Below are 15697 nucleotides of genomic sequence, written 5' to 3' on the forward strand. Positions count from 1 at the left end.
CCGGTCAGATCAACCGCAGCTCGCGCGCCCGCCGGACCGCCTCCCGCCGGCGGGTGGCGTCGAGCTTGCGGTAGATGTTGCGCACGTGCGTCTTGACCGTGTTGACCGACAGCGACAGCTCGGCGGCGATCTCCACGTTGGACAGGATGCTCTGCAGGTAGCGCAGGATGGTCAGCTCCCGCTCGGTGAGCGGCTCGTCCAGCGCCCGCGCCGGCAGGTCCGGCGCCCGGCCGACCCGGGACGCGTCGACGCCGCGGAGCAGGTCGTCCACCGTGGCCCAGTGGGCCGTGCCGGAGTCCAGGTGCGTGGCCAGCAGGTCGCGCAGCCCCGGCTCGGCCCGGGTGAACACCCGCCGGCAGCCTTCCGGCTCGGCCAGCGCCAGCACCTCCTCCAGCATCCGCCCGGCCCGCCGGCCGTCCCCGGCCACCCCGGCCAGCGCCGCGTCCAGCAACCCGGCGCCCAGCCGTACCGGCAGCGGCCAGCACGGCGCGCCGGCCCCGGTCCAGTCGGGCAGCGCCCGCTGCGCCGCGCGGGCGTCACCGGCGGCCAGCCACAGCCGGGCGGACGCCAGCGCCAGCGCCGGGTCGGGCGGGTCACCGCCCGCCGCGTCGAGCAGCGCGCGGCCACCGGCCAGGTCGCCGACCTCGGCGCGGAGCTGCGCCTCGCCGGCGGTGAGCCACCCGCCCAGCTCCGGGCCGGGCGCCGCCGCCCGGGCCGCGGCGAGCGTGCGCAGGGCCACCGCCCGGTCGCCGCCGTCGGCCAGCAGCCCGGCCCGGCAGAGCGCCACCAGAGCCGCCCCGCCCGGTTCCGCGCCGGCCGGCCCGGCGAGCGCCAGGTGGGCGGCGGCCTCGGCCGGGCGGTCCCGCTGCCAGTGCGCCAACGCCAACGCCAGGTACGCGTAGCCGCAGTCCAGCCGGGACGACCAGCCCCGGCAGGGGGGCATCGACAGCGCCTCCCGGGCGTGCTCCTCGGCGGCCCGCAGCGCGCCCCGGGCCGCCGCCAGCACCGCCGACCGGCTGGCGCAGAGCAGCTCGGTACGCGGCCGGCCGGCCCGGCGCGCCGCCGCGAGCGCCGCGGAGAACCGCTCGCCCGCCACCGACAGCTCCCCCTCGGCGAGCGCGACCAGCCCCTGCGCGGCCCCGGCCACCGCCCGCACGTCGTCCTCGTCGGCACTCCCGCCCCACGGGTCGCCCGCGGAGGTCGCTGCCCCGGCGGGTGCGGCTTCGGAGGCGGCGAGCCGGGAGGGCGGCTCGGCGACGGTGGCGAGCAGGCGGTCGGCGGTCCGGCGTACCTCCTCGTGGTCCGCGGTGAGCCGGGCCAGGCTCAGCTCGACCGCGGTGGCCAGCCGGTGGAACCGGTCGCGACGCGGCGCCGGCAGGTCCGCCGCGTGCCCGAGCGCCCGTCGAAGCCGCGCGTCCGCGGCGGCCGGGTCCCCGGCGTACGCCCGCTCGGCGGCCGCGGCCAGCGCCAGCTCGGGGTCCCGACACACCGCCTCCGCCGGCGGCTCGGGTGGGGCGGGCGCGGCGGCCCGGGCCGGCTCGTCGGGGGCCAGCTCCGGCCAGCGGGTGATCAGCAACTCGGTGGCGTCGTCCCACTCACCTGCGGTCAGCGCGTGCCGCAGCGCCTCGGCCGGCCGGTCGTGCGCGGCGAACCAGGCGGCCGCCCGCCGGTGCAGCTCGCGCAGCTCGTCGGCGGGGAGCCGGCCCAGCTCGGCGCGGAGCAGGTCGGCCAGCAGCGGGTGCGGCCGGTACCAGGGCGGACTGCCCCCGTCCTGCTGGACGAAGCCGCCCTCCCGGGCCGCCTCGGCCAGCAGGCGTCCGGCGTCGGGCCGGCCGGTCAGCGCGGCAGCCAGGTCGGCGCAGACCGCGACCGCCACCGCGCCGCGACGCAGCACGTCGCGGGCCGCCGGGTCCAGGGCCGCGAGCACCTCGTCCCGCAGGTACGCCGCGATGTCCGGCTGGTCGCCGGCGACCTGGTCCACGGCGCGCGCCGGGTCGGTGCCGGCGGCCAGCGCCAGCGCGGCGAAGCGCAGCCCGGCCGGCCAGCCCGCGGTGCGCTCGACGAGCCGGGGCACCGCCTCGGCCGGCACCGGCACGCCGTGCGCGACCAGCAGGGCGGCCGCCTCGTCGTCGGTGAACGCCAGCTCGTCCGGGCCGAGCACGGTCAGCTCGCCGGCCAACCGCCACCGGTGCAGGGCCAGCGGCGGTTCCCGCCGCGCGCCGGCCACCAGCCGCAGCCGTCCGTCGCCGTGGCGGAGCAGGAACTCCAGCCCGGCCAGCGCCGCCGGGTCGGTCACCCGGTGCAGGTCGTCCAGGACCAGCAGCACCGGGCGCTCCCGGGCGGCGAGCGCGGCGGCGAGCGCCTCGAGCTGCTCCGGCCGGGGCGGGCCGGCCGGCGCCGGTGGCGGCGGTCCCTCGTCCGGGTCCCCGGCGACGGCGGTGCGCAGCGCCGCGGCCAGGTACGCCCAGAGCCGGCCGGTGGTGTCGCCGTCCGCCACGGTCACCCAGACCGGCGTCGGGCCGGGCCGCTCCGACCGCGCCCAACCGGACAGCAGGGCCGTCTTGCCCCAGCCGGCCGGGGCGAGGAGCAGGGTGACCGGTCCGGCCGTGCCGCGCTCCAGCCGGTCCACCAGCCGGGGGCGGAGCACCGTCGGCCCGGGCGGCGCGGGCGGCGTCAACCGGGACGCGAGCAGCGGCCTGCCGGCCACCGTGGCGGGCGTCCCGGCCGCCGGCTCGCCCGCGGCGGTCGGCGTGCCGGCGAGCCGGACCCGGTCGGCCTCCTGCGACATGCGTCCTCCCCCCGTCGGTGCGGGGGGCGGTTACCCGGACCGCGCCGGTTCACCCCTTCGGGGCGAGCCGGCGTCACCCGGGCCGCCGCCACACTGGGGCTACGCGGGCGGCCGGCCGCGCACCGCCGGCCGCCCGGTGACCCGCGATCCGCAGGAGGGCAGGGTGGCTGGGACAGGACGGCTGGTCGACGCGTTCGCCCGGGCCGCCGGCGGCGTACGGGCCCTGGCCCGCCGCCGGACGCCACCGGCCGGGGCCGACCCACGCCCGGCGCGCTGGCAGGTGGTGACCGTGACCGGGCGGCCCGAGCAGGTGCTCCCGGCCGGCCGGTGGCCCGAGCCGCTGCGCCGGCTCGCCGGCGCGGTCGAGGTCTGGGCGCGCCCGGCCCCCGGCGGGCGCGGCACCGAGCTGGCGGTACGCCCGCTGGGCGGGACGCCGGCGCTGCCCGGGCTCGCCGCGCACCTGGTCGGCGACGACCCCGGCCGGTTTCTGCGGCAGGTGCTCCGGGAGACCCGCCAGCTCCTGGAGACCGGCGAGGTGCTGCGGGCGGACCGCTCGCCGCCGGACCGCCCGGGGGTGGCGGGGTGAGGGCGCTGTGCTGGGAGGGCCCCGGCCGGCTGGCGGTGCGCCACGTCCCCGACCCGGAGCTGCGCAACGCCCACGACATGATCGTCCGGGTGCGGCGCAGCGTGACCTGCGGCGGCGACCTGCCGCTGCTGGCCGGACGGGTGCCCGAGGCGGCCGCCGGCGAGGTGCTCGGGCACGAGTTCCTCGGCGAGGTGGTGGAGGTCGGACCGGAGGTGCGTCGGCACCGGGTCACCGACCGGGTGGTGGTCGGCGCGACGGTCGCCTGCGGGGCCTGCTGGTTCTGCCGGCAGGGCCTGCTGGCCTGCTGTGACAACGGCACCGCTCAGGTGGCGGCCGAGCCGGAGTGGGGACAGCCCGCCGCCGGGTGCTACGGGTGGCCGGCCCGCCTCGGCGGCTTCGCCGGCGGCCACGCCGAGTTCGTCCGCGTCCCGTACGCCGACGTGGGCGCGTTCGCCGTGCCGGACGAGGTCGACGACGACCGGGCGGTCTTCGCCGCGGACGCCGCCCCGGCCGGCTGGCACGGGGTCGAGCTGGGCGGGGTCGTCCCGGGTGACGTGGTGGCGGTCTGGGGCGCGGGCGCGGTCGGCCAGCTCACCGCCGCGGCGGCGGTGGCCCGCGGCGCGGCCCGGGTGATCGTGGTGGACGAGCACGACGACCGGCTGCGGATGGCCGCCCGGCACACCGGCGCCGAACCGCTCGACCACCGGTCCGTGGACGTCCTCGCCGAGCTGCGTGAGCGCAGCGGCGGCCGGGGGCCGGACGTGTGCGTGGACGCGGCCGGCCCGCCACCCGGGCCGGCGCGGTGGCCGACCGGCGGACCGGACGGCGGGGCGGCGCTGCGCGAGGCGGTGCACGCCTGCCGCAAGGGCGGCACGGTGGTGGCGCTCGGCGGCGGGACGGCGTTCGTGGACCGGTTCCCGCTCGGCGCGGTGACGGACAAGGGCCTGGCCGTACGCGGCGGCAGCCGGGCCGGGCCGGGCGCCATCCCCGGGCTGCTGGACCGGATGGCCCGGGGCGAGCTGGTCACCGAGCACCTCGCCACCCACCGGCTGCCGCTGGACCGGGGCGCCGACGGGTACGCGCTGTTCCGGGACCGGACGGACGGCTGCGTACGGGCGGTCTTCACGCCGTGATCCCGGCCGGCGCGGGATGGCACACTCGGCGGATGGCCACTGACCGCCCGTACGACCTCGTCCTGTTCGGCGCCACCGGCTTCACCGGCGGCCTGACCGCCGAGTACCTGGCCCGGCACGCGCCGGACCGGCTGCGCTGGGCGCTCGCCGGCCGCAATCCGGCCAAGCTGGCCGCCGTACGCGACCGGCTGGCCGCGATCGACCCCGGCCTGGCCGAGCTGCCCCTGCTCACCGCCGACGTGACCGACGCGGCGTCGCTGCGGGCGGTCGCGGAGAGCGCCCGGGTGGTCGCCACCACCGTCGGCCCGTACGTGCACCACGGCGAGCCGCTGGTGGCCGCCTGCGCCGCCGCCGGCACCGACTACGTCGACATCACCGGGGAGTCGGAGTTCGTCGACCTGATGTACGTGCGGCACCACGCCGAGGCGGCCCGCACCGGGGCGCGGCTGGTGCACGCGTGCGGCTTCGACTCGATCCCGCACGACCTGGGCGCCTGGTACACGGTCAAGCAGCTCCCGTCGGACGGGCCGGTCACGGTGGACGGCTACGTCCGGGCCGGCGGCCGGTTCTCCGCCGGGACGTACCACTCGGCGCTGACCGCGTTCGCCCGCACCGGCGAGATGAGCCGGGCGGCGCGGGCCCGCCGGGCGGTCGAGCCGCGACCGGACGGGCGGCGGGTACGTGCGGTGCCCGGCCGGGTCGGGCGGGTCCGCGAGTTCGGCCAGTGGGCGGCGCCGCTGCCCACCATCGACCCGCAGATCGTCCGCCGGTCGGCGGCGGCCCGCCCCGAGTACGGCCCGGACTTCCGCTACCGGCACTTCGCCGCGATGAAGCGGCTGCCCACCGTGCTGGTCGCGGGCGTCGGCCTGGCCGGCGTGGTGGGGCTGGTGAAGCTGCCGCCGACCCGGCGCTGGCTGCTCGGCCGGCTCTCCTCCGGGCAGGGGCCGAGCGCCGAGCAGCGGGCGAAGTCCTGGTTCCGGGTGCGGTTCGTGGGCGCCGGCGGCGGCCGGCGGGTGGTGACCGAGGTGGCCGGCGGCGACCCCGGCTACGACGAGACCGCGAAGATGCTCGCCGAGTCGGCGCTCTGCCTGGCCTTCGACGACCTGCCGGAGACGGCCGGCCAGCTCACCCCGGTGGCCGCGATGGGCGACGCGCTGCTGGACCGCCTGGTGCGCGCCGGCATCACCTTCCGCACGCTGAAGGCGTGAGGCGGGGCCCCCTGTTGACGCATCCGGCAGAGGTGGGGCCCCCTCTCAACACTCGGGCGTTGACCCTCGACCTGGTGGAGGGCACAGGATGACGGCCGTGGAGAGCGAGCTTCGCAGCATCGGTGAGCTGGCCCGGGCCAGCGGGTTGACGGTCAGCGCGTTGCGGTTCTACGACCGCTCCGGCGTGCTGGCGCCGGCCCGGGTCGACCCGGTGACCGGCTACCGCTGGTACACCGGCGACCAGGTCGACCCGGCCCGCCTGGTGGCCGGGCTGCGCCGGGTGGGCATGCCGCTGGCCGGCATCGCCGAGGCGCTGCGGCTGCGGCACCGGCCGGCCGAGGTGCACCGGCTGCTGGACGCGCACCTGCGCCGGCTGGAGGACGGCCTCGCCGACGCGCGCCGCGAACTCTCCCGGATCCGTTGCCTGATCGACCCGGAGGAGACCACCGTGACCACCCGCCTCGTGCTGTCCCGCACCGACCTGGCCGCCGCCGTGGCCGCCGTACGCTTCGCCGTCGGCGCCGACCCGGAGCTGCCGGCGCTGGCCGGCGTGCTGCTGTCGGTCGAGCCGGACGGCGTACGCCTGGTCGCCACCGACCGGCACCGGCTGGCGGTGGCCCCGGTCGACGCCACGGTCGACGGCCCCCCGGTGAGCGCGCTGCTGCCGGTGGCGGCGGTGGACGAGCTGCGCGCGCTGCTGGACGCCGACGCGGCCACCGTCGACGCCGTCGTCGCGGACCGGGTGACGTTCTCCGTCGCCGGTCGCACCCTGACCGTCGCCGCGCTGCCGTACGACTTCCCGGACTACCGCCGGCTGGTGCGGGCGCAGGTCGGCGACGCGCCCGCGTACCGGATCCCGGTGGACGGCGCGGCGCTGCGCGCGGCGCTCACCGCCGACGGGGTCCGGGTCGGCCACCTGGCGCACGACGGCGTCGCGCACGAGGTGGTGGCGCTCGGCCTGGACGGCCGGGGTGAGCTGCGGCTGGTCGACCCGGCCGACGGCACCGGCGACGGGCTGCGGGTCGGGGTGAACCGGGAGTACCTGCTCGACGCGCTGGACGCCGGCGGCAGCCAGCTCGTGCTGGAGCTGGACGGGCCGATCACGCCGCTGGCCGTACGCCGGGCCGACGACCCGCAGGCGTTCTCCATCCTCATGCCGGTGCGCCTGTAGACCCGGGCCGGCCCGGGCCGGCGGGGCCGCGACGGTAGCATCTGTGGGTCCCACCTGACTGCCTGGACGGAGGCGTACGAGCAGCATGCTCGACATGGAGTTGATCCGGAAGGATCGCGAGGCGGTGGCGACCGCGCTGGCGAAGCGTCTGGATCCCGCCGAGGTCACCCGGGCGCTGGACGACATCCAGCGGCTCGACCAGGAGCGACGCGCCCTGATCACGGAGATCGACGCCGAGCGGCAGCGCCGCAAGGCCGAGGCGCGGGCGTACGCGGAGGCGAAGCGGTCCGGCGCCACGCCGCAGCCGACCGCGCCGGAGGCCGAGCGCAAGCAGCTCGCGGAGCTGGAGTCCCAGCTCGACGAGGTGCGGTCCCGGCTCCGCTCGGTGATGAGCGAGCTGCCCAACCTGCCCGCCGACGACGTGGTCGCCGGGGGCAAGGAGGCCAACCGGGTGGTGCGGACGTTCGGCGAGGCGCCGGCCATCGAGAAGGTCCGCGACCACGTGGAGTTGAGCCGCGCGCTCGGGCTGGTCGACCACGAGCGGGGCGTGAAGCTCGGCGGCTCCGGCTTCTGGATGTACACCGGCATGGGCGCCCGGCTGGAGTGGGCGCTGGTCAACTGGCTGATCGAGCGGAACATCCAGGCCGGCTACGAGTTCCTGCTCCCGCCGCACCTGCTGCTGGACACTGCCGGCTTCGCCGCCGGGCAGTTCCCGAAGTTCTACGACGACGTCTACCACCTCGACAAGCAGTCCGCCCCGCGCGGCCAGTTCCTGCTGCCCACGTCGGAGACGGCGATCCTCGGGGCCTACCAGGACGAGATCCTGGAGACCGCGAAGCTGCCGCTGAAGGCGTTCGCCTACACCCCGTGCTACCGCCGGGAGGCGGCCGGCTCGCACTCGGACGAGCGGGGCACGGTGCGCGGCCACCAGTTCAACAAGGTGGAGATCTTCCAGTTCACGCTGCCGGAGCAGGCCGACGCCGCGCTCGAGGCGATGGTGGGTCACGTGGAGGGCCTGGTCAGCCAGCTCGGCCTGCATTTCCAGACCAGCCTGCTCGCCGCCGGCGACTCCAGCGCGTCGATGCGCAAGACGCTCGACGTCGAGGTGTGGATGCCGAGCACCGGCAAGTACAAGGAGGTCTCGTCGGTCTCCTGGGGCGGCGACTACCAGGCCCGTCGGGCGGCCATCCGCTACCGCGAGCCGGGCGGCAAGCAGACCCGGTTCGTGCACACGCTCAACGGCTCGGCGCTGGCCACCAGCCGGTTGTTCCCGGCCATCCTGGAGCAGTGCCAGCAGCCCGACGGCTCGGTGGTGGTCCCCGAGGTGCTGCGCGACAAGCTCGGCACCGACCGCCTCACTCCGACTCGCTGATCACCTGACGCACGGGGGCCGGTTCCGCCGGCCCCCGTCGCGCGTCTCCCGTGGTGTCAAGCGGGGCCCCCTCCTCTACCGCAGGCGTTGACAGGGGGCCCCTCCTTACCAGCACCGCGAGCGCGAGCAACGCGAGCGCGAGCGCGGCGAGCAGCGCGGGGCCGGCGCCGTCCAGCACGCGCACCAGGGTCTGCTGGATCCGGGCGGCGGCCACCACCACCGGGTCGCCGAAGGCGTCGTGGCGGCCCAGGGCCAGCCGTACCTCGTACCAGCCGTACCAGGCGACGTAGCCGCCGGCGACCAGCAACACCAGGCCGCTCAGCCGCGGCACCCACGCGCCGGCGCCGCGCAGCCGGGCCACCACCCGGCCGCGCAGCAGCGCCACGGCGAGCGCGGCCACACCCACCACCAGCGCCATCCCGAGGGCGTACGCGCCGAACAGCGCCAGCCCGCGCAGCGGCGAACCGGCCCGCAGGCTGGTCACCACGATCGCCAGGAACGGCGCGACAGCGCAGGTCAGCGACGTGAGCGCGTACGCCGCGCCGAACAGCACCATGGACGGCCAGGTGCGGGTGAGCCGGGGCGCGGTGGCGAACGGGCGCGGCGCGGGCAGCCGCCGGCCGGCGAGCAGCCAGACGCCGGCCAGCGCCAGCAGCACGCCGAGGGTGACGGTCAGCCAGGGCAGCCGGGGGCGCAGCCAGTCGGCGGCCGGCGCCACGGCCAGCCCGAACGCGCCGAAGACCAGCGCGTACCCGAGGGTCAGCCCGGCCGTCGCGGTGAGCGCCCGGCCGACCGCGCCGCGCCCGTCGCCGGGGCCGGCCACCAGCAACGACAGGTACGCGGGCAGCATCGCGAAGCCGCACGGGTTGACCGCGCCGAGCATGCCGGCGGTCAGCGCGAGCAGCAGCGCGCCGGTCATCCCCGGGCCAGCGTCTCGACCTGCCGGGTCAGCGACTCGCCGTCCAGGAAGCCCTGGTGGACCACCTTTCCGTCCCGGTCGAGGACCACGAACGTGCTCTGCTCGGCCACCCTGAACCGGCGCCACACCGCGCCGGCGCGGTCGTCGAGCTGCGGCGTGCCGCCCAGGTCGAACTCGGTGACGAACTCCTTCATCGCCTTCTGCTCGCCCAGCCCGGCGACGCCGACGATCGGCACGGTGTCCCGGTACTTCGGGGCGATCTCGGCGACGGTCCACGCCTGGCTGGCGCAGGTGGCACACCATGGCGCCCAGAACCAGAGCACGACCGGCCGCCCGGCCAGGGCGGCGGCGGAGAACGCCGTACCGTCGAGGGTCTTCCCGCCGAACGACAACGTCTTCGGCACCGTGGCCGGCGGCGTCGGCGTGGTCGGAGCCGGCGACGCGGTGGCGGCGGTCGCGGTGGGCGCGGCGGAGGACCCGGCGGCCACCGCGCCCACCGGCGCGGCCCGCTCCGGACCTACCGCGCAGGCCCCCGTGGCGGCGAGCGTGGCGGCGAGCACGGTGGCGGCGCCGAGGTGACGGACGGTACGGGGTGGCATCGGCGGCTCCTGGTGTCGTCGGCTACTCGGACCTGACCAGCCGCAGCGCGAGTTCGGGACAGACCTTGACCGCCTTGAGCGCGCCCTCCCGCAGCCAGGTCGGCACCGGGGTGGGCGGGAAGGCCGGGTAGCCGTTGCCGTCGAGCCGGATGAAGTCCGGCACCACGTGCGCGCAGAGCCCGTGCCCGTCGCAGCGGGACCAGTCGAGGGTGAGTTTCTGCGGGTTGCCGTCGGGCGCGCCGGGCAGGCCCATCACGCCCTTGACCCGCTTGCCGCAGCCCTCCCCGGTGGCGTGCAGCCGCAGGTCGTCGGCGAACACCTCCATGGCGGACAGCGCGAACCGGGCGGTGCCGTCGGGGTGGCTGCACGCGCCGCGCCCCTTCACGTCGCCGGCCGCCGCCCGGACCAGCTCGATCGGCGCGCTGCCGGAGACCGCGAGGTCGACCGAGCGGGCCAGGTCGGGCAGACCCATCTTGCACGGTCCACACTGCCCGGCGGACTCGCCGGCCAGGTAGCGGACCACCTGGGCGGCCTCGCCGAGCGGGCAGGTGTCGGCGCCGAGCGGCACGATGATGCCGGCGCCGAGCGTGCCGCCCACCGCGGTGAGCCCCTTGCGGGAGACCTCGGCCCGGTCCGCCGCCTCGGCGGTGATCCACTTGCCGTGGTAGCCGCCCATCAGGATGCCCGGCCCGGGCGGCACCTCGCACAGTTCGAGGATCTCGCGCAGTGGGGTGCCGGCCGCGCACTCCACCACGGCCGGCCGCTTCGCCGACCCGGTGACGGTGAGCAGCACCGTGCCCGGTTCGTCGTCGGTGCCGAGCGCCGCGTACTCGTACGGGCCGATCCGCGCGGCGATGGCGAGCTGGGCGTAGGTCTCGGCGTTGGAGAGCAGGGTGGGCAGCCCGCTCACGCCGGAGTCGCTGGAACGCTTCTTGGTGCCGGGCGGGATGTGCGGCAGGCCGTTGATGCCGTTGACCAGCGCGCCGCCCTCACCGGAGATGAACCGGTGCGGCACGGTGACGATGGTGGTCGGCACCGGCATCCGCCGTTCCTGCAACGCCTCGGTCAGCGAGGGCCTGCCCACGTCGTCGTCGGCCACGCCGATCACGATCTCCTCGGCGTCCAGCGCGAACGCGGCCAGCGCGGCGCCGTCCAGGATGAGGTGCGGGGCCCGGGTGAGCAGCACCTTGTCCTTCCAGCTGGCCGGCTCCCCCTCGGTGGCGTTGACCACCACCACGGCGGCGAGGTCCTGACGCTCGCAGGACTCCAGCACCGCGCGCAGCTTGCGGGCGAACGGGAAGCCCGCTCCGCCCTTGCCCTTGAGGTCGATCGCCTCGGCGAGCCGGAGCAGCGCGGCCGGCTCCATCGGGCCGATCGGGCCGTGCACCTCCTCGTGGGCGAGCAGGTCGAGCCGGCCGAACTCGGAGAAGCCGGCGGTCAGGCGGGGCTCACCGACGCAGGCGACCGGCGGCACGGTGGTCCGCGTCACCGGGCCTCACCCCGGAGCCCGGCCCAGTACGCCCCGTCGACGGCGTCCGCGTCGGCCTTCTTGCGGCGGCCGGAGCGGGGCTCCTTGGTCGCGCGCAGGGCCCGGCGGGAGGCGAGGTCGACGAGCGTCGGGGTGTCGTCGACGAACGCGTCGTCGGCGGCGGCGGCGTAGCGGGCCGGCGGGCGCCAGTAGTCCGGCTCCTCCGGCACGTCCTCCTCGTCGCGGTAGCGCCGGCCGGTTCCGCTGAGCGGCTCGGCCGACATCGGGGTGCCGGAGATCGGCCCGGCCGAGATCGGCTCGTCCGCCCAGCGGCGCGGGCTGTCCCACGGCTCCTCCGCCTCGTCCGTCGGACGCGGCGGGGCCGAGTAGCGGGCCACCTCGGCCGGGGTGGCGTACCGGCGGCTGTCCGGCGGGGCGGAGTGCCGGCCACCGGTGTCCGGCGGGGCGGAGTGCCGGCCACCGGTCTCCGGCGGCGCGGAGTACTGCGCGGCCATTTCCTCCTCGGCCCGGGACCGGCGGCTCACCCGCTCCTCGGTGTCCCGGCGGCGACGGCGGGGGCGCTCCTCGTCCCGTCGGCCGACCTGCTCCAACTCCTCGGTGTTCCGCCGGACGGCGGGCACCCGCTCGGAGTCCCGGCTCCGGCGCACCGACTCGCGCTCGTCGTCCCGGCGCCGTGAGGTGCGCCGCGCGGCGGGGGCCTCCTGCGTCCGGACGCGGCGCTCCGGCTCGGCCGGCTCCTCGGTGCGCCGCCGGGCGGCGGCCGCGCGGACCGGCTCGCGCAGCGACCCGGGTTCCGGCACCACCGGTACGGCGAACCGCTCGGGGTCGCGTCGCCGGGCGGTGCCGGCCGGCGCGGTCCAGCCGGCGGTGGCCTCGGCCCAGCGGCCCTTGCCGGCGCCGCTCTCCTTCTTGCCGGCGGCCTTCTTGCTCTTCAAGGCCGCGAACACGCCGGTGCGCTCCTCACCCTTGCCGGCCATCGCCTTGTTCAGCGCGGCGGCCTGGTGCTGCTCGCGGCTGCGCTTGCCGAGGTGGACGGAGAGGCGGACCAGCAGCGCCATCACCACGAGCAGCACGCAGGCGAGGTAGCTGAGCACCACCCAGCCCTTCGCCGCCCGACCGGCGTTGAGCCCGTGGAACAGCGCGAACGGCCAGGACACGTACGCCATCGAGTGCAGTGAGCGCCAGAACCACTTCGGGCCGACGCCGGCGAACCGGACCCGGACCAGGCCGGTCCAGAGCACGCCGACCATCAGCAGCGCGGCGACGGTGCCCAGGCCGACGTAGAGACCGCTGCCGCCGATGAACGGCACCACCGCGTCGGTCGGTCCGGCCCGGCCGATCGCGATCTTGGTGATGACGTGGAAGACCAGGCCGGCCACGCCGAGCACGCCGGTGGCGCGGTGCGCCGACTGGAGCAGCACCCGGTGCCGGATGAGCAGCACCAGCCGGTCGGTGGCGAGCAGCCCCAGCATCACGGTGATGCTGAGCGAGACCAGGGCGACCACCCCGGCGAAGAACTCGGTGAAGAAGAAACTGTACGTGTACATGAGGCCGCCGGCTCCGGCCAGCTCCACACCCGCCCACACGAGGCCGAGCGCGGAGGCGGTGAGTGCCACCATCGCGGACTTCGACATGGTCCGGACACCACGACTGGTGGTGGTGGTCCGGACGGCCGTCGCCTTCTGGTTCTGCTGTGCCCGGGCCATCTGCTCCTCGATCGTCTCGCGGCGGCGCCCCCACCGACCGACCCTGCTCCCACCTCAGGTACGGAGCGACGGCCCGGACGGATCACCTCCGGTGGCGAATTTCTCGACCGAATCCTCGAACCGACCCGACCGGACGCGCGTGTAGCGCCCCACGCAACGACAGATGCCCATGCGTTGACATATCTTGCAACATGCTCGTAACCTTGCGGAAAATTTCAGTGCTGACTGCAAGAAGCCGGCACCGACCCCCTCCCCAGGCTCCACTCCCCACACCCCCGCACCCCTGAGGAGTCCTGATGCATCGACGCCGATGCCGCGTCGCCGCGCTCGCCCTGGGCGTGGCCGCGAGCCTGCTCGTCCCGACCACCATGGCGGCGCCCCCGGCCGCCGCCGCCCCCGCCGGCGGCAAGAAGGTCATCGTCCAGCTCTTCGAGTGGAACTGGACCTCGGTGGCCGGCGAGTGCACCGGCACGCTCGGCCCCAAGGGCTACGGCTACGTCCAGGTGTCCCCACCGCAGGAGCACGTCAACAGCAGCCCGTGGTGGGTGTCCTACCAGCCGGTCAGCTACCGGATCGAGTCCCGCAAGGGCACCCGCGCCCAGTTCCAGTCCATGGTGAACACCTGTCACGCCGCGGGCGTCAAGGTGATCGTCGACGCCGTGGTCAACCACATGTCCGGACAGGAGAACGGCGGGACCGGATGGGCCGGCACGTCGTACGGGCACTACAACTACCCGGGCACCTACTCCTCGGCGGACTTCCACTACTGCGGCCGCAACGGCAACAACGACATCGCCAACTACAACGACCGGTACGAGGTGCAGAACTGCGAGCTGGTCAACCTCGCCGACCTCAAGACCGAGTCGGACTACGTCCGCACCCGGCTGGCCACGTACCTCAACGACCTGCTCTCGCTCGGCGTGGACGGGTTCCGGCTGGACGGCAGCAAGCACATGCCGGCCGCCGACATCGCGGCGATCAAGGCCAAGCTGTCCCGCCCCGCCTACCTGGTGCAGGAGGTCATCTACGGCGCGGGTGAGCCGGTCCAGCCGACCGAGTACACCGGCAACGGCGACGTGCACGAGTTCCGGTACGGCAAGGACCTGGCCCGGATGTTCAACAGCGAGCGGCTCGCGTACCTGAGGAACTTCGGCGAGTCCTGGGGCTACCTGCCGGGCGGCTCGGCGGTGGTCTTCACCGACAACCACGACACCCAGCGCGACGGCGGCGTGCTCACCTACCGCGACCGCGGCGAGTACGCCCTGGCCAACGCGTTCATGCTGGCCTGGCCCTACGGCACCCCGGCGGTGATGTCGAGCTTCACGTTCGGCAACAAGGACCAGGGCCCGCCCTCGGACGGCAGCAACCGGATCACCAACACCACCTGCTACTCCGGCTGGGAGTGCGAGCACCGCTGGCCGGTGATCGCGAACATGGTCGGCTTCCGCAACGCCACCGAGGGCGCCGCGGTCGCCAACTGGTACGACAACGGCTACCAGCACATCGCGTTCAGCCGGGCCGGCAAGGGCTACCTGACGCTCAACGACGAGGACTTCGCGGTGAGCGGCCGGTCGTACTACACCGGCCTGCCGGCCGGCCGCTACTGCGACGTCATCCACGGCACGTTCGGCAACGGCTCGTGCAGCGGCCCGGTGGTCACCGTGGACTCGTCGGGATGGTTCGCCGCGACCGTCAACGCGCACGACGGCATCGCCATCCATGTCGGAGCGAAGGTGAGCTGACCTCGCTGTTGCCGGAAGCCCCCGTGCCGCAGTTCGCGGCGCGGGGGCTTTTTCGTGGGATAGAGTCGCTTCGTGCCTTTCGACCGGATCATCGGGCGGCGGATACCCGGCTGGCTGTTCGCCGCGCTCGGCGTACCGCTGCTGCTGGCCACCGCGCTGCTGGTCGGCCGCGCGCTGACCGGCGCCCCGGCGCCCGCGCCGGTCGTCGCCGCACCCGCCACCGCCGGCCCGTCGTCGCCGGGCCCGTCGACGACGGAGTCCGTCCCGCCCGCCACGCCGGCACCGGCCGACCTGCCGGTGGTCACCTACGACCCGGCGCCCCGCGGCTTCCCCGCCGACCCGGCCCCGGCCGACACCCGACCGCTGAGCGAGGGCGCGCGACCGAACGGAAAGGTCGCCGCGTACGACGCGCCCGGTGGTCGCCCGCTGGCGTTCCTCGCGCCCACCATCAGCGACGTCCGGCTGACCGTGCCGATCGTGGAACGCCGCGCCGGGTGGGCCGCGGTGCTGCTCCCCTCGGCCAACCGCACCGTCGCCTGGCTGCCGGCGGGCGGCTGGACCACGGTGGTGCTGCGCGACCAGATCGTGGTGGAACGCCGCACCCACCGGCTCACCTGGCTCCGGGACGGGCGGGCGGTCCACACCTGGCCGGTCAGCCTGGGCCTGCCCGGCCAGCTCACCCCGCTCGGCCGCACGTTCGTGCTCGGTCGCACGCCGCCCCCGCAGGACGTCTACGGTGGGGTCGACATCTTCGCGCTCGGCGCGATCCCCGACGACCCGGACGCGGTGCCGACCGGCCTCCGCGGCGCCCACATCGGACTGCACACCTGGCACAACGACGACACGCTCGGCGAGAACGTCACCAACGGCTGCATCCGGCTGACCCGTAGCGCCCAGCGCCAACTCCTTGCCGCGCTGGCCCCCGGCACCAGCGTCGTGGTCGTCGACCGCCTCCCCTGACCCGCCCGCTTGGTAAGGCGGGGG

General features: G+C 76.2%; 12 protein-coding genes. 7 read left to right on the forward strand and 5 right to left on the reverse strand.

Annotated features, from left to right (window positions below):
- Nucleotides 1–4: 4 nt before the first annotated feature.
- Nucleotides 5–2788 carry a LuxR C-terminal-related transcriptional regulator gene (locus ACGFI2_RS28115; RefSeq protein WP_393522472.1) on the reverse strand — a complete coding sequence of 928 codons (2784 nt, stop codon included), beginning with the start codon at nucleotides 2786–2788 and terminating at the stop codon, nucleotides 5–7.
- Nucleotides 2789–2951: 163 nt separating this feature from the next.
- Between ACGFI2_RS28115 and ACGFI2_RS28120 the strand changes: the two genes are divergently transcribed.
- The 5 genes from ACGFI2_RS28120 to serS all read left to right on the forward strand — a co-directional run bounded on the left by ACGFI2_RS28120 (nucleotide 2952) and on the right by serS (nucleotide 8258).
- Complete coding sequence (locus ACGFI2_RS28120; RefSeq protein ID WP_393522475.1) at nucleotides 2952–3374, forward strand: hypothetical protein; 423 nt, start codon at nucleotides 2952–2954, stop codon at nucleotides 3372–3374.
- The gene (locus ACGFI2_RS28125) at nucleotides 3371–4507 is read left to right on the forward strand and encodes an alcohol dehydrogenase catalytic domain-containing protein (RefSeq protein WP_393522477.1); all 1137 of its coding nucleotides are present in this window, start codon (nucleotides 3371–3373) and stop codon (nucleotides 4505–4507) included. Before ACGFI2_RS28120 ends, ACGFI2_RS28125 begins: the two co-directional genes overlap by 4 nt.
- Nucleotides 4508–4539: 32 nt before the next feature.
- Nucleotides 4540–5715 carry a saccharopine dehydrogenase family protein gene (locus ACGFI2_RS28130; RefSeq protein WP_393522479.1) on the forward strand — a complete coding sequence of 392 codons (1176 nt, stop codon included), beginning with the start codon at nucleotides 4540–4542 and terminating at the stop codon, nucleotides 5713–5715.
- An 88-nt stretch (nucleotides 5716–5803) separates the two neighbouring features.
- Nucleotides 5804–6886, forward strand: a complete 1083-nt coding sequence (locus tag ACGFI2_RS28135) for a MerR family transcriptional regulator (protein WP_393522481.1) — start codon at nucleotides 5804–5806, stop codon at nucleotides 6884–6886.
- A gap of 85 nt (nucleotides 6887–6971) precedes the next feature.
- Complete coding sequence (serS, locus tag ACGFI2_RS28140; RefSeq protein WP_393522484.1) at nucleotides 6972–8258, forward strand: serine--tRNA ligase; 1287 nt, start codon at nucleotides 6972–6974, stop codon at nucleotides 8256–8258.
- On the opposite strand, the gene ACGFI2_RS28145 is transcribed toward serS, so the two are convergent.
- Genes ACGFI2_RS28145 through ACGFI2_RS28160 form a run of 4 tightly spaced genes read right to left on the reverse strand, consistent with a single transcriptional unit; the run spans nucleotide 8242 to nucleotide 12971 of the window.
- Nucleotides 8242–9177: a cytochrome c biogenesis CcdA family protein gene (locus ACGFI2_RS28145; RefSeq protein WP_393522486.1), complete on the reverse strand. Its 936-nt coding sequence runs from the start codon at nucleotides 9175–9177 to the stop codon at nucleotides 8242–8244. The two genes, serS and ACGFI2_RS28145, sit on opposite strands and share 17 nt — an antisense overlap.
- Complete coding sequence (locus ACGFI2_RS28150; protein ID WP_393522489.1) at nucleotides 9174–9776, reverse strand: TlpA family protein disulfide reductase; 603 nt, start codon at nucleotides 9774–9776, stop codon at nucleotides 9174–9176. The genes ACGFI2_RS28145 and ACGFI2_RS28150 overlap by 4 nt, the downstream gene beginning before the upstream one ends.
- Before the next feature lie 22 nt (nucleotides 9777–9798).
- The gene (locus tag ACGFI2_RS28155; protein ID WP_393522492.1) at nucleotides 9799–11265 is read right to left on the reverse strand and encodes an NADH-ubiquinone oxidoreductase-F iron-sulfur binding region domain-containing protein; all 1467 of its coding nucleotides are present in this window, start codon (nucleotides 11263–11265) and stop codon (nucleotides 9799–9801) included.
- Nucleotides 11262–12971, reverse strand: a complete 1710-nt coding sequence (locus ACGFI2_RS28160; RefSeq protein ID WP_393522495.1) for a hypothetical protein — start codon at nucleotides 12969–12971, stop codon at nucleotides 11262–11264. The genes ACGFI2_RS28155 and ACGFI2_RS28160 overlap by 4 nt, the downstream gene beginning before the upstream one ends.
- Before the next feature lie 296 nt (nucleotides 12972–13267).
- Between ACGFI2_RS28160 and ACGFI2_RS28165 the strand changes: the two genes are divergently transcribed.
- Together ACGFI2_RS28165 and ACGFI2_RS28170 are read left to right on the forward strand one after the other, a co-directional pair.
- Nucleotides 13268–14713, forward strand: a complete 1446-nt coding sequence (locus ACGFI2_RS28165; RefSeq protein WP_393522498.1) for an alpha-amylase family protein — start codon at nucleotides 13268–13270, stop codon at nucleotides 14711–14713.
- Between the two features lie 72 nt (nucleotides 14714–14785).
- On the forward strand, nucleotides 14786–15673 hold the full coding sequence (locus tag ACGFI2_RS28170) for a L,D-transpeptidase family protein (RefSeq protein ID WP_393522500.1): 888 nt from the start codon (nucleotides 14786–14788) through the stop codon (nucleotides 15671–15673).
- Nucleotides 15674–15697 lie beyond the last annotated feature (24 nt).

It is taken from the genome of Micromonospora sp. NPDC049282 (genome assembly GCF_043197045.1).
In the GTDB taxonomy this organism is placed as follows: Bacteria; Actinomycetota; Actinomycetes; order Mycobacteriales; family Micromonosporaceae; genus Micromonospora.